The 20,506-nt window shown below is 73.0% G+C and carries 16 protein-coding genes; 2 read left to right on the forward strand and 14 right to left on the reverse strand.

Annotated features, from left to right (window positions below; genetic code table 11):
- Positions 1–141 precede the first annotated feature (141 nt).
- On the reverse strand, positions 142–1,584 hold the full coding sequence (locus tag ACIQ9P_RS11950) for an MFS transporter (protein ID WP_402353639.1): 1,443 nt from the start codon (positions 1,582–1,584) through the stop codon (positions 142–144).
- 195 nt (positions 1,585–1,779) lie between these two features.
- Positions 1,780–2,157, reverse strand: a complete 378-nt coding sequence (locus ACIQ9P_RS11955) for a nuclear transport factor 2 family protein (protein WP_402353642.1) — start codon at positions 2,155–2,157, stop codon at positions 1,780–1,782.
- Between the two features lie 170 nt (positions 2,158–2,327).
- On the opposite strand from ACIQ9P_RS11955, the gene ACIQ9P_RS11960 reads away from it, so the two are divergent.
- Positions 2,328–5,117 (forward strand): AAA family ATPase, encoded by a 2,790-nt coding sequence (locus tag ACIQ9P_RS11960; RefSeq protein WP_402353645.1) that lies wholly within the window; start codon positions 2,328–2,330, stop codon positions 5,115–5,117.
- A 193-nt stretch (positions 5,118–5,310) separates the two neighbouring features.
- Complete coding sequence (locus ACIQ9P_RS11965; RefSeq protein WP_402353648.1) at positions 5,311–6,540, forward strand: serine hydrolase domain-containing protein; 1,230 nt, start codon at positions 5,311–5,313, stop codon at positions 6,538–6,540.
- Positions 6,541–6,640: 100 nt separating this feature from the next.
- Here the strand turns inward: ACIQ9P_RS11965 and ACIQ9P_RS11970 are convergent, their stop codons facing one another.
- The 12 genes from ACIQ9P_RS11970 to ACIQ9P_RS12025 all read right to left on the reverse strand — a co-directional run bounded on the left by ACIQ9P_RS11970 (position 6,641) and on the right by ACIQ9P_RS12025 (position 20,391).
- On the reverse strand, positions 6,641–7,819 hold the full coding sequence (locus tag ACIQ9P_RS11970) for an IS701 family transposase (protein WP_402353650.1): 1,179 nt from the start codon (positions 7,817–7,819) through the stop codon (positions 6,641–6,643).
- Positions 7,820–8,232: 413 nt separating this feature from the next.
- Positions 8,233–9,207 carry a YDG/SRA domain-containing protein gene (locus ACIQ9P_RS11975; RefSeq protein ID WP_402353923.1) on the reverse strand — a complete coding sequence of 325 codons (975 nt, stop codon included), beginning with the start codon at positions 9,205–9,207 and terminating at the stop codon, positions 8,233–8,235.
- 494 nt (positions 9,208–9,701) lie between these two features.
- A complete protein-coding gene (locus ACIQ9P_RS11980) occupies positions 9,702–10,736 on the reverse strand; it encodes a UDP-N-acetylmuramate dehydrogenase (protein ID WP_402353652.1) in 1,035 nt (344 codons plus the stop codon).
- 11 nt (positions 10,737–10,747) lie between these two features.
- Positions 10,748–11,791 (reverse strand): serine hydrolase domain-containing protein, encoded by a 1,044-nt coding sequence (locus ACIQ9P_RS11985; RefSeq protein ID WP_402353655.1) that lies wholly within the window; start codon positions 11,789–11,791, stop codon positions 10,748–10,750.
- Positions 11,792–11,793: 2 nt separating this feature from the next.
- The gene (locus ACIQ9P_RS11990; RefSeq protein WP_402353658.1) at positions 11,794–13,098 is read right to left on the reverse strand and encodes a UDP-N-acetylglucosamine 1-carboxyvinyltransferase; all 1,305 of its coding nucleotides are present in this window, start codon (positions 13,096–13,098) and stop codon (positions 11,794–11,796) included.
- A 2-nt stretch (positions 13,099–13,100) separates the two neighbouring features.
- A complete protein-coding gene (locus ACIQ9P_RS11995; RefSeq protein ID WP_402353661.1) occupies positions 13,101–13,841 on the reverse strand; it encodes a hypothetical protein in 741 nt (246 codons plus the stop codon).
- A gap of 68 nt (positions 13,842–13,909) precedes the next feature.
- Positions 13,910–14,116, reverse strand: coding sequence for a hypothetical protein (locus tag ACIQ9P_RS12000; RefSeq protein WP_402353664.1), 207 nt, complete (start codon positions 14,114–14,116; stop codon positions 13,910–13,912).
- A 104-nt stretch (positions 14,117–14,220) separates the two neighbouring features.
- Entirely contained in the window at positions 14,221–15,537 is a 1,317-nt protein-coding gene (locus ACIQ9P_RS12005) for a helix-turn-helix domain-containing protein (protein ID WP_402353667.1), read from the reverse strand.
- A 381-nt stretch (positions 15,538–15,918) separates the two neighbouring features.
- Entirely contained in the window at positions 15,919–16,662 is a 744-nt protein-coding gene (locus ACIQ9P_RS12010; RefSeq protein WP_402353670.1) for a ParB/RepB/Spo0J family partition protein, read from the reverse strand.
- A gap of 110 nt (positions 16,663–16,772) precedes the next feature.
- Positions 16,773–18,524, reverse strand: a complete 1,752-nt coding sequence (locus tag ACIQ9P_RS12015; RefSeq protein WP_402353673.1) for a relaxase/mobilization nuclease domain-containing protein — start codon at positions 18,522–18,524, stop codon at positions 16,773–16,775.
- On the reverse strand, positions 18,521–19,171 hold the full coding sequence (gene mobC, locus ACIQ9P_RS12020) for a plasmid mobilization relaxosome protein MobC (RefSeq protein WP_402353676.1): 651 nt from the start codon (positions 19,169–19,171) through the stop codon (positions 18,521–18,523). The genes ACIQ9P_RS12015 and mobC overlap by 4 nt, the downstream gene beginning before the upstream one ends.
- A gap of 419 nt (positions 19,172–19,590) precedes the next feature.
- A complete protein-coding gene (locus ACIQ9P_RS12025) occupies positions 19,591–20,391 on the reverse strand; it encodes a DUF2637 domain-containing protein (RefSeq protein ID WP_402353679.1) in 801 nt (266 codons plus the stop codon).
- Positions 20,392–20,506 lie beyond the last annotated feature (115 nt).

A 20,506-nucleotide genomic window follows, 5' to 3' on the forward strand; every position in this document is an offset into this window, starting at 1 on the left:
CCAACCAGATCGGGGCGAGGAAACGGAACGGGACGGGGAAACGGGGGTGGGGAGGACCGGTACGGCCCTCCCCACCCCCGTTCGTTCGTGCTCCCCGGTCCGCCGCCCGGTCCGCTCCGCCGATGCGCTCGGTCGATGCGCTCACCCCGTCCGGCGGGGCAGCAGCTGGACCAGGCCCGCCAGCAGCACCTCCAGGACGGCCAGCGCCCCCAGGCTGTGCCCGAAGGCCGCGGCCGGGTCCGCGGCGCCGTAGTAGAGGATGCCGATCAGCGCGACCCCGAGCGCTCCCGCGACCTGCTGGACCGTGGCCACCAGACCCGCGGCCGAACCGGCCAGCCGGGGTTCGACGCCGGCCAGCACCAGCGAGGTCACCGGAGCGATCACCAGACCCATCCCGAGACCGTCCACGAACAGGCCCGGTGCCAGCCACCAGACGCCTCCGGCGGAGCCCGCCAGGTGCACGGCCGCCCCGAGCAGGCCCAGGCCGGTGGCCATCAGCACCCCGCCCAGCGCGATCGTCTGCCGGCCGAGCCGGGCGGCCACCCGGTGCGCGGTGGTGGAGGTCAGCAGGTAGCCGAGCCCGATCGCGGTGAAGACCAGGCCCGCCCCGAGCGCGTCCAGGCCGAGGCCCGGCTGCAGGTAGAGGGCGAGCACCAGGAAGAACGGTGCCTGGCCGAGCCAGAAGACCAGCTGGGCGAGCAGGCCGACGGTGAACCCGCGGTCCCGGAACAGCCTGGTGTCGATCAGCGGCGAGCCGCCCGCCCGTCCACGCCGGTGCTGGTGGACGACGAGGAGCGCGAGCAGCGCCGACGTGCCGCCCAGGCAGAGGCCGGTCCACAGCGGCCAGCCGCTCTCGCGGCCCTGGATCAGCGGCAGCACCAGCCCGGTCAGAGCGAGGGAGACCAGCACGACGCCCACCGGGTCGAGGCCCGGCCGGTGCGGGGCGCGCGACTCGGGCAGGCAGCGCCGCACCAGGGCCAGAGCGGCCAGGCCGACCGGCAGATTGAGCAGGAAGCAGCTGCGCCAGTCCAGGCCGAACAGGTCGGCGCGGATCAGCACTCCGCCGATCAGCTGGCCGAACACCGCGCCGAGCCCCATCGTCAGCCCGTACATCGCGAACGCCCGGGCCTGCGCCGCGCCGCTGTACGCGGTCCGCAGGATCGCCAGCACCTGCGGGCCCATCAGCGCCGCGGCCAGGCCCTGGGCGACCCGGGCACCGACCAGCGCGCCCGCCGTCGGGGCCAGTCCGCAGGCGGCCGAGGCCAGGGTGAACAGGGCCAGGCCGAGGCCGAACATCCGGCGGCGGCCGTACCGGTCGCCGAGGCGGCCGGCGGTGATCAGCCCGACGGCGAGGGCGAGGCCGAAGCCGGCCACCACCCATTGGACGGCGGCGGGGCCGGCTCTCAGGTCGGTCTGGAGGGAGGGGATGGCGACGTTGACGACGAAGACGTCGAGGGCGGTCATGAAGGTCGCGGTCAGCAGGATCGGCAGCAGACCGCGCGGGGCGGGGGCGGTCGGGGCACCGGTCGGGGTGGTGGTCGAGGCGGTGGTCCGGGCGGGGCGGGCGGTCAGGGTGCTGGACAAGGTCTGCTCCAAGGGGGCGCGGTGGCGTGTGCGGGGTGGGGCCCGGGATCAGGCGGCGGGACCGGTGAGGGGACCGGGACCGGCCGGGGCGGGCGTCGGTGCCGCCCGCCCCGGTGGTGCTTCCGTCCTCCGGCGTTCTCCGGCGTCCGCCGAACGCCGGAGGACAGTGGAGGACAGCGGCCGACGCCGGACGGTTCAGGCGCCGGGGACGCGGTCGAGGAAGCCGTACACCGAGGCGATCCGGCCCTCCGCGTCGGCGACCAGCACGTCGAAGCCGATGACCAGCGGCTCCTCCCCGGCCGGGCCGAGGTTCCACGTGAAACGGGCGATGTCGTGGTGGGCGTCGACCGGGCCGAGGGTGAACACCAGGCCGGGGAACTGTCCCTGCGCCGCGCCGATCAGCGCGTCGACGCCCTCGCGCCCGGTGACGGCGGCCAGCGGGTCGGTGTAGCGGCCGTCCTCGGCCCACGCCTCGTCGATCAGCTTCCGGCGGGCGGCCGGGTCGGTCTCGTTCCACGCGGCGAGGTAGCGGGCGGCGAGCTGTCCGAGGTCGGTGGTCAGGTCGGCGGTCATGGTCTTCTCCCTTGTCCGGTGCGGTGGTTGGCGGGCTGTTCCCCGCTGGTCGAAAACTTACGGACGCCGGGCGGCGGGCGAATCCGTCACGGATAGGTAGGGGGTACCGAGGTGGGCGCCAGTAGGGTCGGACCAGCGGGGTTGCGGGGAATCGGGGGAGGGAGTCCGGAGTGCTGTACGGGCGGGAACGGGAGCGGGCGGCCGTCGACGCGCTGCTCGACGGGGCGCGCGGCGGGCGCAGCGGCGTCCTGCTGCTGCGCGGCGAGCCGGGGATCGGCAAGACGGCGGTGCTGGAGTACGCGGTCGCGGCGGCCGGTGACGGGTTCCGGGTGGTGCGGGCGACCGGTGTCGAGTACGAGGCCGAGCTCCCCTTCGCCGGGCTGAGCCTGCTGCTGGCGTCCGGACTGGACCGGTTGCACGCCCTGCCCGGACCGCAACGGCGTTCACTGGAGGGCGCGTTCGGGCTCGGCGAGGCCACCGGAGGCGCCGACCGGCTGCTCGCCGGGCTGGCGACGCTCGGGCTGCTCGCCGAACTCGCCTCCGAACAACCCTTGTTGTGCGTGGTCGACGATGTGCAGTGGCTGGATCGCTCATCGCTGGACGCGCTGTTGATCGCGGCGCGTCGGCTCCAGGCCGAGGGCGTCGCCCTGCTGCTCGCCGCCCGGGACGCGGGGGCCGGTGTGGATGTCGGCGCCGGGGCGGACATCGGCGGCGTGAGTGTCGGTGGGGCGGGCGGCGGTGCCGGGACGGACCTCGGGCCGCTGGCCGGCCTGCCCGAGCTGCGCCTCGCCGGCCTGGACGAACCGGACGCCGACCGTCTGCTCGACGACCGCACCGGTGCGGCCCTCACCGGTCCGGCCCGCCGCCGGCTGCTCGCCGAAGCCGCCGGAAATCCGCTGGCCCTCGTCGAACTCCCCTCGACCGAGGCGGAACTGGCGTCCGGCGGGCTCGCCCTCAGCAGCCGGCTCCGGATCGCCTTCCACGGCCAGGTCACCGGCCTGCCGCCCGCGACCCAGACCCTGCTGCTGGTCGCCGCCGCCGAGGAGAGCGGCGAGCTGGACGTCGTCCTGGCCGCCGCCGCGGCCCTCGGTGCGGGCACCGAGGCGCTGGCGCCCGCCGAAGGGGCCGGACTGGTCGCCGTCGGCGCCGACCGCCGGTTCGCCTTCCGGCACCCGCTGGTGCGCGCCGCGATCCTCCAACGGGCCCCGCTCCAGCAGCGGTTGGCCGCCCATCGGGCGCTCGGCGGGGTGCTGGAGGAGGGTGACCGGCGGACCTGGCACCTCGCGCTCGCCGCCACCGCGCCCGACGCCGGCCTCGCCGCCGCGCTGGAGCGGACCGCCGCCCGGGCCGAGGCCCGGGGTGCCCACGGCGGCGCGGCCGCCGCGTACGAGCGCGCCGCCGGGCTCACCCCCGACCGCGACGGCGCCACCCGACGTCTCGTCCTGGCCGCCGAAGCGGCCACCGAGGAAGGGAAGTTGGACCTCGCCGAGGCGCTCGCGGACCGGGCCGCGGCGCGTACCGACAGCGTCTTCGCGCACGCGCTGCTCGACCAGGTCCGGGCCGTCGCGCACTTCTGGCGCGGTGCCTACCCGGCCGCGTACCGGCTGCTGCTGGACGCCGCCGCGACCGACATCGAACCCGCGCACGCGGCCCGGATGCTGCTCCAGGCGTTCCACGCCGCCTGGTACGTCGGCGAGGGGCCGGTGGCCACCGTGCTCGACCGGCTGGCGGCCCTGCCCCTGGGGGCCGACGAACCGCTCGCCCCGCTGGCGCGGCACCTGCCGGCCGCCGTGCTGCCCGCCCTGGGGCGTCCCGCCGGCCCCCTGCCCGACGTCCGCGCCACCGCGGCGGCGGCACGGCGGGCCGGGGCGGAGAGCCCGGTCGACCTGGTGCAGCTGTGCGGCGCGGCCCTCGTGCTCGGGCGGGACCACGAGACGCTGGAGCTGGCGGCCGAACTCACGGCCGAGGCCCGGGCCAAGGGGACGGTCGGGGTGCTGCCGACCTTGCAGTTCTTCCTCGCCGAGGCCGAACTCTTCCACGGCCGGCACCGCGACGCCGAGGTGACGGCGTCGGAGGGCCTGGCGCTCGCCCGGGACACCGGGCAGAGCCAGTGGACCAGCCAACTCGCCTCGCTGCTGGCCTGTGCGGCGGCCTTCGAAGGGGCCGACGAGCGGTGCGCGGAGCTGGCCGCGGCGGCGCTGGTCCCCGGTTCGGCCGCGCCCGCCGCCGGGGAGCCGTGGGCGCACTGGGCGCTCGCCCTGCTGGACCTCGGCCGGGGTCGCGCGGCGGCCGCCGCCGACCGGCTGCACGCGCTGACCACCGGGCCGTACCGTCACCATGTCGGGGCCACCCGGGCGGTCCCCGACCTGGTCGAGGCGGCCGTCCGGCTGGGCGAACCGGAGCGGGCGGCCGAGCCGTACGAGCGCTTCGCCCGCTGGGCGGGCGCGGCCGGCACGCCCTGGGCGGAGGCCCTGCGACTGCGCTGCCAGGCGCTGCTCGGGCCGGACGAACTCGCCGAATCCGCCTACCGGGCGGCGCTCGACCTGCACGAGGGCGCCCACCGCCCGTTCGAGCGGGCCCGCACCGCCCTGCTGTACGGCGAGTGGCTGCGGCGGGAGCGCCGCCGGACCGACGCCCGCCCGCACCTGGCCGCCGCCCTGGAGACCTTCGAGCGGCTCGGCGCCGCGCCCTGGGCGGACCGTGCCCGCACCGAACTGACCGCCACCGGTACCGCCGTTCCGGCCCCGGCCGTCGTCGAGGGCGAGGGTGCGGGCGCGCTGGCGGCGCTCACGCCGCAGGAGTTGCAGATCGCCCGGCTGGCGGCCCGGGGGCTGACCAACCGGGACATCGCCGCGCAGCTCTTCCTCAGTCCGCGGACCGTCGGGCACCACCTCTACAAGGCGTATCCGAAGCTGGGGATCGCCTCGCGGACGGAGCTGGCGGCGTTGTTCCGGGCCTGAACCGGAATCGACCCCATTGCAACGGAGTGCGGGGCGGGCATTGCCTTTCGACTTCGTCTTCATTGCAACGAAGTGCCAGTTCTCCCGTATATGAAGGGCTTCATGGCTCTTGAGTCGTTGACGAAACCATAAACGCAATGTAGCTTCCTGGGTGTTCGAAGGTTCACGAACACAATCGGGTGGGAGCGTCACCATGACCAGCAACAGCAATGGCTTCACCGACGAGGGTCTGCGCAAGGTGCGCGAGGTGCTGACGAGGCACGTCGAGTCGGGCCGGGTCCCCGGAGTCGTCGCCCTGATCGGCCGGGGGGACGAGACGCACGTCGAGGCCATCGGCACCATGCGCCACGACGGCGGCGCACCGATGGGCCGGGACACGATCTTCCGGATGGCCTCGACCTCCAAGCCGGTCACCATGGCCGCGGCCGCGGTCCTGCTCGACGAGTGCCGGATCCGGCTGGACGACCTCGTCCAGACCTGGCTGCCGGAGCTCGCCGACCGCCGCGTCCTCAAGCGGATCGACAGCCCGCTCGACGACACCGTTCCGGCCCGGCGGCCCATCACCGTCCGGGACGTACTGACCTCCACCTTCGGCCTGGGCATGGACATCACGGCGCTCGGCACCCCGATCATGGGCGCGATCATCGAGAACGGCCTCACGCCCGATCTGCCGCAGCCGATGCCCGAGCCGGACGAGTGGCTGCGCCGCCTCGGCACGCTCCCGCTGATGCACCAGCCCGGTGAGCGCTGGCAGTACCACATCGCCAGCGACCTGGTCGGAGTGCTCGTCGCCCGGGTCACCGGCCAGTCGTTCGAGAGCTTCCTCCGCGAGCGGGTCTTCGGCCCGCTGGGGATGACGGACACCGGCTTCCACGTGCCCGCCGAGAAGATCGACCGACTGCCCGACCTCTACGCCCCCGACCCGCAGACCGGGGAGTTCCACGTCTGGGACCAGGCGGCGGACGGCCGTTGGAGCAAGCCCCCGGCGTTCCCCGGCGGTGGCGGCGGCCTGGTCTCCACCGTCGACGACTACCACGCCTACTTCCGGATGCTGCTTCGCGGTGGCCTGCACGGCGGCGAGCGGATCCTCTCCCGCCCCGTGGTCGAGCTGATGACCACCAACCGCCTCACGCCGGAGCAGACCGCCCTGCGCGAGGCGCTGGCCAAGGACAACGTGCACCTGTCGTACGGCCAGGGGCAGCACGGCGGTTGGGGCCTCGGCTCGGCGGTGCGGACCTACCGCGGTGACTACGCCCCCATCGGCCAGTTCGGCTGGGACGGCGGCAGCGGCACCTCCACCTACGCCGACCCGGAGCACGGCATCGTCGGTCTCGTGCTCACCCAGGTCGGGATGACCGTCCCGAACCCGGCCCGCCTCATCCACGACTTCTGGACCACGCTCTACCAGGCCGTCGACGCCTGACGGGCCGGGCCTTCCCGCTCCGGTGGCCGCGGTGGCCGGGCCCGGTGGCCGGTCGCGGTGGCGGGGCTCGGTGGCTGGGCGCGGTGCTTGGCTGCAGCCGTCAGGCGGAGTCCCGGAGGGCACTCCCGGAGGTCCCCCCGCCCCGGACGGCCAGGTCCCGGCCGAGCGCGTACGCGGCCGAGACCAGCGTCATGTGGTGGTGCCAGCCGGTGAACGAGCGGCCGGAGAAGTCCAGCAGGCCGAAGTCCGCGCCGAGCCGGTCCACGGTGCCCCGGGTGGCCGAGGTGGCGTCCAGCAGCCCGAGCACGACCGGGGCGTCCTCGGCCAGATCGGTCAGCCAGTACCGCTGCTGCCCGCCGTCGTCGCCGTCGCACTGCGCCCACAGCCGGTGCACCGCTCCGCAAGCCGCCCCGGGAGCCGCACCCGCCGCGCCGGGCGGCAGGACGGGAGTGCCGCGCAGCACCGGCTGCGGGTCCGCCGCCGTCCGCGGCCGTCGCCGGGGGAAGAGCGATTCGGCGGACACGGCTTCCTGGTGCACCCGCCCGTGCCGGCCCGTGGTGGCCTGGAGCACCGGTCGGACGGCCTGGCCGCCGCGGACCTCCAACAGGTACGGGACCGAGCGGTGGGCGAGCGCGGCGGCCAGCCGGACCGGGTCCTCCGCCGCGTCGAGGCCGACGACCAGCGGCGCCACCGGATGGTGCGCGGCGAGCCGGTCCACCATCCCGACCAGCAGTTCACCCGCCGACCGCGGACCGACGTCCCCGGGGATCCGGGCCCGGGCGCGCCGCTGCGGGTCGTCCGTCCAGCTCGGGTCGAGCAGCAGCGCCCAGTCCACCGGGACGGCGTCCCGGTCCGTGGCCACGAAAAGGCCGCTCGCCGCCTGACATTTGACGGTCCGTCCGGTCGCCGGGTCGAATCGCCGATGGACACCCACCACCTGGTCGCCGCGCCTGGGCACGACCACCAGCGCGGCGGTCCAGGCCCGCACCGCCCGGGGCCCGGCGGCGAGCTCGGCGAGCACCCGCCGGGCCGGACGCCAGTCCCAGGGGCTGCCGTTGATGAACTGCTGCAACGAGAGCGACACGGTGGCCGCCGCCGGTCCGGTGGCCAGGCCGGCGGCCATGTTGGCCAGCGACTTGCGGCCCGGTACCGCGAGCAGCCCCTGCAGATAGGCCCGGGCCCAACGCCGCTGGTCCGTCCGCCCCAGATGGGCGAAGACCAGCTCGGCGAACCGGGACACGGCGGCTTCGCCGACCGGTGAGAGGGGTTGCACGTCCATATGCTGAGCTCCCCGCGAGCGTACGGTGCCGTTCCCCGGAGGATAGTGAACGATCCCCCCGCCCCGACCCCCCGCCGCCCCCACGACCCGCTTTGGCGAATTCCGACCTCCCCACTGGCCGACGCCCACGCCACCCCCGCAGCCGCCGCCGCGGTCGCCGCGTCCCCGGCCGCAACCGAAACGTGAGCACCCACCAACGCTCCCGCCCTCCCTGCGGCACCGTCACTCGCAAGGCCGGGCAGCAACGACAGAGGCTCTGCCGGATCTCTCCGGCAGAGCCTCTGCACTGGGTCGGGGTGGCGGGATCTGAACCCACGGCCGGGAACCGGGGCACGTGCCCGACGTCGGCGGGTGTCCGTGGTAGCGCTGTTGGCCGCTCAACCGGTCCGGCAGTCCGAGTCGAGCGGAATCCCTCACTGACGCCAGCGCTTGCGATGCTGCCGTACGCAATTGAAGTCGATCTTGTGCTTGGGGTGCGTCCGAAGCACGCCCATCTCGATGCCTCCCTTGACGATCGTGAGATCGTCACTCAGGACGATGGCACCTGAGTCAAGCATGACGTGGCAGTTCGGGCAGAGGCAAAGAACGTTCGCGGTGACATCAGGCCCGTTGTGGGGGCTGCCAAGGGCTTGGATATGGGCGCCCTCGCTGTAGCTGCCGCCGGGAACCTCAATGCGCAATGCGCAGATCTGACACTGGTTGTCGTGCCATGCCTTGACCTGCCGCTTCACAGCGCTACTGCGGACGATGCGCTGCACCGTCGTGGCTACCCGGTCGGGCGTTTCACTGCCAGTGGAAGGTTGTCCGGAGTCGCCGTCGAACGGGAGTTCGTCGATCTCCGGTAGGTATGCCGTCTCTATGGCGGGCGGGACCGGGGTCCCCTCGTGTGCCTCCATGCGGAACTGCCATATCAAGTGACCGTCAATGCCGAGCTTGCTGCCGTAGCTCGTGACGCGGAACAATCCGTCGTACCGATAGCCCGACTTGGGCGCATACTTGGACCCCTTGTGCGCCCCGCGCAGCACTCGGACGAGGAGTCCTTCCAGATAGCTTGTGACCAGGGCAGCGTTCCCCGGGTCCTCCAAGGTTTGATCGGCAACCTGGTTCTTCGACGAGTCCTGTCCACCGTGGCCGGTGTAGACGACTACGTCTCCGTGGTCCTCGTCGTCCTTGTAGCCACCGGAGAGGACGATCGATTCAGCGCCGGTCGCCTTCGTGCCACAGATGCCAGCCTGTAGCGGACGATGCACACCCGCCGCATGGGCCAGGCGGCGGGTGCTGAATTCCTGGCCGACGTAGGCGTCGCGCGGCTCACCAATCATGGACCCAGCCTCGCACGGTGTGATGACGACCTGCGCGCGATTTACGCGGCGTACGATCACGGCCATCACGCTTGATTCATGGCGCGGGGCGTAGCGGCGGGTGGTGCCCTCGCTGGCCGCCGTCAGCTCAAGCTCGACACCCCCGCCTGCACACTGGCGCGCTGTGCGCCCTTGATCCGCCTCGCACCCTCCAGGTGTTCCGGGCGGTCGTCGGTACGGCAGAAGGGATCAACGCACCGGGCTTCGCGTGAGCCGGGACACAGCTTCGTGTCCCTCTTCTCCCGAGGTACTGAGGCTCGGTCACCCAGTCGGACACGCACAACGCCAGAGGGCCTATCGGATCTCTCCGATAGGCCCTCTGGACTGGGTCGGGGTGGCGGGATTTGAACCCACGGCCTCTTCGTCCCGAATTATGGGCTGGGTGGTCGCTGAGGTCATCTGGGCAGGTCAGGGGTGGTGCGAAGAGCGTTGAAGGCCACTGCGGGACGGACTGGTTGCTGTACTTTGCTGCTGTACTTCTGGAGCCTGCCGATGCAGGCTGCGAGCCGGTCTCGGCGCCCTCACGGCCAGGTGCCGACCAGCACCGGCTCGGGCAGCAGCGCGATCCCGGTGGCGATCTCGACCTGGGCCGAGAGTTCGGTGAGGGCCCGGGCGAAGCTCGTTGCCGTCGCTCCGTCGTGGGCGGTGAGGGTGAGGGTGCGGTGTTCCGAGCAATGGATGCCGGTGGCGATCTTGTAGCCCGGGCGGTAGCCGATGTGTTCCAGCAGCCAGCCTGCGCTGGCTCGGAGCTGTCCGTCGCTGTCGGTGTGCGTGGGACAGCCGGCGGCGGACAGGCGGGTGGCCTGGGTGGTGGTGACGGGCGGGTTGAGGAAGACCGATCCGGCCTGGCGGGCGGCGGGGCCGTGGGGGTCGAGGAGAAGTCCGCGGCGGTGGCGGTTGGCGAGGACGGCGGCCGTCACCTCGGCGACGGGTGGTCGGGAGCCGACGCGGACGCCGAGTTCGTCGGCGAGCGGCTGGTAGGTGATGGCGGCGGCCGGTGAGCGGGTGAGGCGGAAGGTCGCTGTGAGGATGGTCCAGCGGCCGAGGTTGCTCTTGAACCGGCTGTTGCGGTGGCGCAGGCGGCACGCCCTCGCAGGCAGGGTCCGCATGCGGGCCGCCTCCCAGTCCCACACCGTCAGGTGGTCGAGGGCGTCGGCGATCTGCTGGCCGTAGGCGCCGGCGTTCTGGACGGGGGCGGCCCCGGTGGTGCCGGGTATGCCGGCCAGGCACTCGATCCCGGCCAGGTGTTCGGAGGCGGCCCAGGCAGTGAGGTCGGTGAGCGGGTGTCCGGCCTGCACGGTGACGTTGGCTGTGGTGTCGTCCACGCGGATGGCGGTGATGCCCCGGGTGTTCATGACCAGGACGGTGCCGGGATGGCCGTTGTCGGAGGCGATGACGTTGCTGCCGTGGCCCAGCACCACGGGTGCCTGTTCGTGGCGCTGCCCGATCGTCCTGACGGCGTCGGCCCAGTCGGCGGGGGTGGAGATCGTCAGAACGTGCTCGGCTGGGCCGCCGAGCCGCAGGGTGGTGAGGGACGCGAGCGTGGTGCTGGGCACGGGTGGCCCTCCTAAGGTGCGTCGGTGATCGCCTTGAGAGCGAGGGCCCGGAGCGGGGCGAGGCGGGTGCGGTTGTCCTGGTGGTGGTAGACGGCGTTGGTGCAGATGGCCAGGTACCGGCCGGTGGTCGGGGCGAGGTAGAGGCTGGTGCCGGTGAAGCCGTGGTGATAGGCGACCCGGCCCTCGTCGGCGAGGATCCAGGCCAGGCCACGGTCGAGGCCCGGCTCGATCTCGGCCTGCGGCTGCATGCTGTGGGCGAGCCAGCGGCCCAGGGGCCCATCGGTGGCGTGCGAGGTCAGCAGGTGGGTGGCGAAGGTGGCGAGGTCGGCCGGAGTGGTGAACACCCCGGCATGGCCGGCGACTCCGCCGAGCAGGGCGGCGTTGTCGTCGTGCGGCATGCCCCACAGCCGGGGCCCGCCGGTCAGCCGCTGCTCGGTCGGGGCGACCTGAGCTGAGCGCGGCACCGGTCCGTAGGTCGTGCTGGCCATGCCGAGGTGCTGCCAGAGCTCTGCTGCCAGCTCGTCCAGGCGCTGGCAGCGGTAGCGGGCCAGGGCCAGGCCGAGGAGGATGAAACCGCGGTTGATGTAGCGGTGACCGCCTCCGGGCTCGGCGATCAGCGGCTCTCCGCAGATCAGGTCGGCCAGCGGCTCGGTGCGGTTGCGGTACTGGTCGAGGCGGGTGTCGGCCCGCAGGCCGGAGGTGTGCGACAGGATTTGGCCGACCGTCACCTGGCCGCCGGGTGCCTCGGCCGGGATGCCGGGCAGCAGCTCGCGCATCGTGGTGTCCAGGGTGAAGCCGTCCATGTGGGAGGTGCCGGCCAGCAGCCAGGTGGCCAGGACCTTGGTCAGAGAGGCCACGTCGTACACCGTGCCCGGCCCCGGACGGGCGCCGCCGCACTCTGGGGCGACGACGCCGGAGGCCAGGTAGCCGGGTTCGGTGTCGAAGGTGCCGTGGGCGATGATGCCGCCGGGCACGGTGCCGTCTGCGGTCATCAGGTCCAGGCAGTCGCGCAGGTCGGCGAGCGCGTTCGGGGTCCACGGCGCGGTGAGGGTCACGGTTACTCCTGGTCGATCGTCAGGTGGGCACCGAGCGCGGCCAACTTCGGCAGCAGGCTGCCGTATCCGCGCCGCAGGTGGTACATCCCTCGGATCGTAGAGGTGCCCTCGGCGGCCAGGGCGGCGATCACGAGCGCGGTCACCGCCCGGATGTCCTCCCCGGCCACGTCGGCGCCGCTGAGGGCGGACCGGCCTCGGACGGTGATCACCGAGCCGCTCGCGTTGACGGCGGCGCCGAACGCGGCCAGGGCCGGCAGGTGGGTGTCGCGCTGGGTGTAGATCCGCTCGTCGATGCGGGAGTTGCCCTCGGCCTGGGTGAGGAAGGCGGTCAGCTGCGGTTGCACGTCGGTCGGAAAGCCCGGGTGCGGGCCGGTGGCCATCTGTACCGGTCGCGGCCCGGCCGGGGTGCTCACGGTCGTTCCGCCGTCCAGCGGGTCGAGCTGGATTCCGGCGTCGGCGAACACCGACACCAGCCCGTCCGGGAACGCGGCCGGCGGGAAACCGTCCAGGTGGACGGTGCCGCCGGTGATGGCGGCGGCCAGCGCGAGAGTGGCGGCCTCCAGACGGTCCGGTGGGACGGTGAACACCCCGCCCCGGATGTGGTCGATGCCGGTGACGTTCAGGGTCTTCCGGCCGCGCCACTCGATGCCGACGCCGGCCTGCGCGAGCAGGGCAGCGGTGTGGGTGACCTCGGGTTCCACGCTGGGGTTGAGGATCACGGACGTGCCCGAGGTTCGGGCGGCCAGCAGCATCGCGGTGACCGTCGCGCCAAGGCTCGGCCCCCACGAGCGGGTCTCGGCGTCGGTGGTGAACGGCAGCCGTTTGCCGGTGAATCGGGCCCGTACCCGGCCCCGGCTCACCTCGACCTCGGCCCCGGCGGCTTCCATCGCGGCCAGGTGCCGGTCGATGTAGCGGGCGCAGAAGGCGTCCCCGCCAGGGGTGGGGAAGGTGACCTTGCCGGCACGGGCCAGCAGGGCGCCGCCCATCACCGCGGTGGTGCGGATGCGCCGTCCGAGGTCGTCCGGGATGACGGGGAAGTAGGAGTCGGCCGGTCGGGTGGCGAACTCGTCGCCGGTCACGGTGGCGCGGGTGCCGGTGCGGTGCAGGATGTCGGCGACGACCAGGGTGTCCAGGATCTCGGGTGCACCGGCCAGGGTGAGCGGGTCGTCGGCGAGGATCGCGGCGGCGTACAGGTGCAGGGCGATGTTCTTGCTGCCCTGGACGGTGGCGGTGCCGGCGAGGCGGCAGCCGCCGGTGATCCGCACGGCCCGCTCGTCGGTCGTCGTGGTGGTGGCGGTGGTGGGCATGGTCACCTTCCCTGGCTTCCGGCCGGGAAGAAGCCCCCGACCTGGGTCTTCGGGTAGAGCAGGGTGTGCGCGCCGATGAGGGTGGCGGGCTGGAGGACGGTTCCGGCGGGGACGATCACCCCGTCGCCGATCACGGCGCCGAACTTGGTCTGGCCGGTGGCGACCCGGTGGCCGTCGAGGTGGGCGCAGACCTCTTCGGTGGCCGGTTCGGTGACCGGCCCGGAGGTGACCCGCAGGCCGGTGGTGGACACGAACGCGCCGATGTTGACGCCGAGGCCGAGCACGGAGTCCCCGACGAAGCTGGTGTGCTTCATGAACACCCCGCCGGTGAGCAGGGAGCGGGTGACCTCGGCGCCGAAGCCGATGCGGCAGCCGGGGCCGACGACGGTGTTGTCGCGTACCCGGGCGCCGGCCTCGATGACCGCACCGGGGCAGACCAGCACCGGTCCGGTGACGAACGCACCTTCGGCGACGACGGCCCCGGGCGCCACGATCACGTGGCCCCGGACGCTGGCACCGGGCTCGATGATCCCGGTCGCCTCCGGCAGCGGGATGTCCAGGTTGCCGGCGAGCAGGTCGGTGATCGCCTTCTTGATGCCGAAGACGGTCGGGCAGCAGTTCAGCAGCTCCAGCACGACCGGGTCGGTGACGTGTTCGGTGTCGAAGTAGTACTCGGGGGTGGTGCGGTAGTCGATGCGCTGCAGCTCGGTGTGCAGCGCGGGCGCGTCGGTCAGCCGGTGCATGGCTGGATCTCCTCTCGGGCGAGCGAGTGGAAGAAAGGGGCGGGGCCGTCACGGCGGCCCCCGGGGCCTCAGGAGGCAGGAAGGTCGGGCACGGTCGCCGCCGCCTGGGGGCCGGCCTCGGCCGTGTGGTTGTGGACAGCCAGGCCGAGCAGGGCAAGGACGGGTAGGTGCAGGGCGGCCCAGGAGGCGGTGAGGAATGCGCCGAGCCGGTCGCGGTCCGGCGGGGCGGCGTGCCGCCGGCTGGCGGGCGGCGGGGAGGTGCTGGGCGTTGGCATGGGAGGGCCTTCGGCAGCAGGGGGAAGGGTGGACGTTCCCCAGTGAACCGCCGGGCGAAAGGCCGGATCCGTAGCCGGACTACGGGCCGTAGTCCGGCTACGGGTCAGATGATCTGGACGCCCGCTCGGGCGGCGAAGTCCCGGACACCGGGCAGCTTGTGGTCGTGCCGCAGCAGGGTGGTAGCGAGGTCGCGGACGGCACCCCGGCGGATCTCCTGCGGGGCTGCCTCCTCGGCGGCCAGCAGGGCCCGGTAGCACTGTTCGGGCTTGCCCCACTGGTCGAACGCGCGGGCCACGTCGGTGAAGAAGCGGGCTTGCCGCTCGGCGGTTGGCAGTGCGGTGGGGTCGATCGTGGAGGCCAGCTCGATCGCCCGGCCGGCGTCGCCGAGCTCGTAGTGCACCGACAACTCGTGCAGCGCGACGCCTTGGACACCGTCCACCAGGCCGGAGGTCCGGCCGGCAGCAGCAGCGCTGTCGGCGGCTTCGCGGATCAGCGAGTGCGCGTAAGCGCGGTCGCCGGTCTTCGCGGCGGTGTAGGCCGCGGTGGCGTACAGGTCGCCACGGACGGCCAGGCGGGCGGACTCGGGCACCGTGGTGTCGGCGAGGAGGTCCTCGGCGGCGACCACCACGATGTCGGTTGCCCGCGCCAGGCTGCCCTGGCGGCGCCAGGCGCTGGAGACCATGCGCTGTGCTTCGGCGACCACCAGCGGGTCGCCACCGTCCCGGGCTGCGGTGAGCGCGCGGTCGGCGGTGATGGCCACCAGGTTGTTGTCGCCGATCTTGATGCACAGCCGAGCCGCGAGGTTGTAGAGCCGGGCGACGTTGCGCGCCCGCTCCTCGGTGCTGCCGACCATCTGGGCGGCGGCGATCCGGCTCGGCAGGGCCTCGGCGAGCGCGTCGTACTTGGCTGCCTTGAACTCACGACGGGACGTCAGGAGGGAAGCGGCAACCGTCTCGTGGGTGAGCCCGCTGCGGGGCGCCGGAACCCGCCCTGTCCCGTAGAGCAGCAGGTCTTCCAGGCCGGCCAGTGGTGAGGCTGCCTCGGCGTGCGCGGCCTGCTGGCCGGCGACCGGGGTGAACAGGGCGGCAGCCGCCAGGGTCAGGAACGGGCGGCGTCGCACATCGTCCTCCTCGGCAGCGGAACTGCTCGTCAGCGTAGCCGAGGTGGACTTGCGGGGGCGGGACCTCGGCCGGTCGGAGGCCGGTTGCGGTAAGGCCATCAGCTCGCTGAGCTCGCAGCTCAGTACCTCCGCAAGGCGCCGGAGTAGGGTCAGGTCCTTCACCTGCTGCAAGTCCCGTTCGACCAGCGACATCCAGACCTCGCTGCGGTCGAGCTCAGTGGCGAGGCGGAGTTGGGTCCACTCCATCTCGGCGCGACGGAGCGCGATGAACTTGCCGAACGTGATGCCGTTGCCCCCCACGCTGGCCCCCGGTGCCGTGTTGAAGCCACTACGGATCGCTACCGTACCGATGGTCGGGGCCACGGTGTAGGGCTTTCGGACCGGAGCTGGCATTGACCGCGTTGTTCGGGAAGGTGTGGCGCTGCTGGTTCGTGGGCTGGCCCTGGAAAGCCTGAGGCCCGCCGTGTAGGCGAGCCTCAGGCTGTGGATCACGACCAGGTGGTGCCGGCGAGCAGGCCGTCGAAGGTGAGTGCCCGCATGGCCGTGTCGTAGTCGTCCTATTCGTGTTCAGGGGCGGTGAAGTGCAGGTCGAAGTACGCGCGGGTGAGGTCGGGCTCGTGCCACTCGGCCGCGCAGCGGCATCGGACGAAGACCTGGTGGCGAACGTTGGGGAAGGGCCGGTCAGCTGTGCTGGCTTGCCTCTTGATGCTGGGCTTCGACGGCGATGAGGCGGATGGCGAGGGCGCGTCCCTCGGTGGTGAGGCCGTCGAGGACCTGGCGGGTGTGGAGGCTGTCGGGATGGCGGGCGAGGTCCAGGAGGGCGCCCCAGTGTTCGGCGATGGCGGTCAGCTGCTGCTGGTCGCGGCGGACGGCTTCCTGCCGCTGGCCGAGAGCCTCGGTCGCGATGTCGAGGGTGAGGTGGCCTTCGGTGACCTGGACGGCGAGGTCGGGAGCAAGCAGGCGCAACTGGTCGTGCTTGGCCTGGGCGGCCTCGGTCGCGGCCTTCCGCTGGCGGACGATGTCGGCGGCGGCATCGAGGCTGGCCTTGCCATCGCGGACCTTCTCGGCGAGGTCGGGGGCGTTCTTGAGCACGGTATTGGCGAGGGACAGACGGGTGCGGCTGATGTCGTGGAGCTTGGCATGGCCGCGAAGGGAGTGTCCCGAAAGTGAAAGCGCCATGGCGTGGATCATGGCGCGCTGGCCCTCGCTGAGGTGTCGGCGCCGCACGTTGGCGGCGATGATGTAACTGGTCTGGTCGGTGCCGGTGTAGGTGGTGAAGCGGGGTTCGGCGCCGACGATTTTGCAGGCGGCGAGGCGGTTGCGGCCGTCGAGGAGGACGCCGTCGGGGTCGAGGACGATGGGCATCTGCAGGCCGAACTCCTTGATGGATTCGGCGAGGTCGTGCATCTCGTGCTCGGGGATCATCGGGAAGTTGGCGGCGAGCGGGTGGACCTTCAGAGGTAGCTCCGTGGTGGGTGGGGTGCCGGGGCACCGGGTCGGTGCCCCGGCGTGAGGAGTCGGCCGGGCGCGTGGGCTCAGCGGGTTCGGTGCTGAGAGCTGGCGGGTCGTGCGGCGGCCGGGGGGATCGGGTTGACGGGGTCGGTGGGGGTGGTGTGCGCGGCGGTTCGGGCGGTGGCGGCGCGTACGCGGGCGGCTTCGGCTGCGGGGTTGTGGTTGGGGTTGCGGCTGGTGTGCTGGATGCGGCCGAGGAGGACCTTGGCAGGCAGGCGGGCGGTGGTGAGTTCGCGTTGGGCGGCGGCCTCCTGGAGAAGCTGTCGGGGCTGGTGGCCGAGGGCGGTGGCGTCGGCGAGGACGGTGGCCAGGGCGGGCCAGTTGGGGTCGGTGAGGATCCGGGTGGCGTGGTCGGGGACGGCGGAGCGGACGTCCCCGGCGAGGGTGTTGGTGGTCTCCGGCTTGGGCTGGCGGTGGGTGAGGGCGGCGAGCTGGCCGGCGGCGGCCTGGTCGTAGGCGGTCTGGAGGTGCTGGACGGCCTGCTGGGCGGCGTGGGCCTGCTGGGCGTGGCCTCGGGCGGCGTGCCAGCGGCTGGTGAGGATCGCCGCCCATACGAGGGCCGCGATCATCACGGTGAGCGCGTTGCCGTCGGGCCCGTCGCCGGCGTGGAGGATGTCGCGGGCGGCCCGGCGCAGGTCGGCGGCGCTCTGGTGGTGGGCGCGGACCTGGGAGCGCTGGGCGCGGGCGAACACCCGGGTGGCGGCTCGCAGTTCGGCCCGCAGCTCGGCGGGGGCCTGCTGGGCGGTGGCGTTGATGATGTCGCCCAGCGCGGTGATCTGGGCCTGCGCGAGCGCGCCGCCGTCCTCGCCGCCGGTTCCGCCGGTGGTGTCCTCGGTGAGGTGCCGGTGGACGGTGTCGAGGGTGTCGGTGGCGCGGTGCCAGCTGGTGGTGGGCCGGTTGCGCCGGGCGGTGGGGTGATCCTCCGGTGCGGTGGCGGCGAGGCGGGCCTGGAGCTTGGGCAGGGAGAGGTCGGGGGCGATCTTGCCGCCGGGGATGTAGATCTGCTCGCCCTTGGCGTTGGTGTCGCCGGGTCGGCCGACCGCGTAGCCCTGGAGGTCTCCGGAGGGCAGGCGGCGGGGCTTGACCTCGACGCCGTCTGCCTGGAGATAGGCGAGGAGTTCCTCCACGTTGCCGGCGTGGGGGATGGCATCGCGGATGCGGTCCTGCAGCCAGGCGCGGCTGGTCTGCTGCCAGCCGAGGCGGTCGGCCTTGTGCATCTCGGCCTGGGTGGGGCGGCGCTCGCCGGTGCGGTCGCCCGGCTTCACCTGGTGGAGGCCGAGTTCCTTCTCGATCTTGCGGGCTTCGGCCTGGGCGTGCTTGCCGCTGTTGTGCTGCTTGGGGCGGCGGCCGTCCTGGCGGACGGTGGTGGCGAGGATGTGGATGTGGTCGTCGGCGTGGCGTACGGCGATCCAGCGGCAGCCGTGCGGGTCGTGGTCGGGGGCGATGCCGGCGGCGTGGACGATGCGGCGGGCGATCTCGCCCCACTCGGCGTCGGAGAGGTAGCGGTCGCTCTTCGCGGCGCGGACAGGGCAGTGCCAGACGTGGTCGGTGACCTTCTTGCCGAAGCCGCTGTTGTGCAGGTTGACCGGCTCGTCGAGGATCCGGGCGAGCTGGGTGAGGGTGGCGTTCGGGTTGCGGCCAGGGTCGCGCAGGCCGAGCGGGCTGAAGGAGGCGACGATGTGCGGGTCGGTGTGCTCGTCGTGGCGGCCGGGCCCGTAGAGGTAGGCGAGCAGTCCGCGGGTGTTGTGGCCGGGGGCCTTGATGGAGGGAATCACGCTGCCAGGCATCCTTCCGGGGCGTGGTGGGTGGTGGGTATGAGCAGGGCTTCGGCGATGTCGGTCAGCAGTCCTTCGAGGCGTTCCAGGCGCTCGCGGCTGTCGGGTTCGAGGCGGTCGTCGCGGTGCAGCACGTGAACCATCTGGTTGATGTTGTTGCCGACGGCGTTGATCTCCCGGAGGACCTCGGCCCGGAACTCCTGGAGGGCGAGGCGGTCGGCGTGTAGGGGCAGGTCGACGGTGAACTCGCCCCGGATGAACGCCAGCGAGATGTCACCGACGTATCCGGAGACCGTGTTCCCGTATCCGTGGCGGTCGGCGGCGTCCAGCAGTTCGGCGTGTTCCGGCGGGGTGTAGCTGACCGGGCCGACCCGCTTGCGGCGGCGCTTGCCGGTGTGCTTCCGGATCTTGCCCTTGGGCATCGGCTGGGCGCCCTCGGGGGCGTTCAGTTTCGGGACGTCGAGGGCTGCGGTGTTCTCGTGCAGGAATGCGGTACGGGCAGCGCGAACGCTCTCGTCGTCGACGGCGGCGGGCGTCTCGTCGGCGCGGGCATGGGCGAGGATGTCGAGCTGCAGGAAGTTGAGTTCGTCCGGGCCGAGGGCCTTTACCTGGCCTGGCGCGCCCTCGCGCCGGGCCTCCTCCGCCACCCCTGGGGCGGAGGACCCCAGTCCCGCGCGAAGTTTCGGAGACTGGGTACAACTGGCTCCGCCAGGAGCCGAGTTACCGAAAGCGCGGAGCAGACGGCCGAGCAGCCTACCGCCCTTGGGGCCCTGTTCGGGAACGGTACGGGCAGGGTCGTGGTGGGGCTGCGGGTCGGGCACGGGATCCTCCGGACTTCTGTCGGGACAGGCGGGTGCGGGCACGGGGTGCGTGCGGGATACGGGGTGATGGTCGGGCCGGAAACCCGGTTCGGCGGTGCCGGATATCCGGTGTAGAAGCCGGGGGTTCGGGACTTCCGGAACACCCGGCTGGCGATATGCGGGGCCCGGTGATCACCGGTCAGCGCCGGTGAGGGGCCACTCGCCCGGTCCGGCAGCGGCCGATGCTCGGGCGAGCGGCCGGGGCGTCAGGCGGCCGAGAGGCTGGTTTGCGCGTCGGCCTGCCGGGCGGCCTGTTCGTCCTTGAAGCGCTGGGTCAGCTTGCCGAGGCGGTCGCTGGCGATCGGTATGCCAGCCTTGCGCAGGGCGGTCCTGATGACGGCCTGGGTGGGGCCGTGCTCTTCGACGGCGGGGCGGACGGTCTCGGCCAGCTCGTCCATGGAAGCGGCGGGCTTGCGGCCGGTGCGCTTGGTGCCTACCACCGGTTCCCGCTCGTCGGGTCGGACAGCGCCGTCGGGGCCGAGCACCGGTTCGTCGCCGGGCGGGCCGTCCTGCTCCGCGTCCTCCACCGGTGCGGGCTCGGCCGCCGGGGTGGGCTCGGGGCTTTCACGGAGCGGGCGTTCGCCCTCGGTGCGCTTCGGGTCGGTGGTGGTCGCGGTCGCGGTGGTGTTGTGGGCGAGGAGGGTGCCGCCGAAGAAGGCGAGGGCGGGCCATCCGGCGACCAGGATCCGCAGCCAGGCGGGGACGTGGGCGAGGTCGAGGAGTCCGGCGGTGGCGACGTTGGCGCCGAGGGAGGCGGTCAGGGCGATGGCGAACCAGGTCCAGGCGGTGCCGGCGGGTCGTCCGGTGGTGCGCAGGGTCCGCATGCGGTGCCAGGCGGCGACGAGCAGCAGGTCGACCGAGACGGGGTAGGCCCAGGCTTTCCAGTCGTGTTGTCCGGCGGCTTCGGCGATGTCGTGGAGGTGGGCGAAGGACAGGGCGCCCGCGATGGCGGCCTGTACGAGGACGGGGTCCAGGCGGGCGCGGCGCGGTGGAGCGGTGGCGGTCATGCGGAAGGTGGTCCTCGCGGGTCGGGGTGGTGGTTTGCGGGCTTGCCGTCTTGCCGTCCCGGCCGCTGGGGAAGGGGTTCCGGCTGGGGCGGGTGAGGCTGGCCGGGGGTGTCAC

Source organism: Kitasatospora sp. NPDC094019 (assembly GCF_044764505.1).
Classification (GTDB): Bacteria; Actinomycetota; Actinomycetes; order Streptomycetales; family Streptomycetaceae; genus Kitasatospora.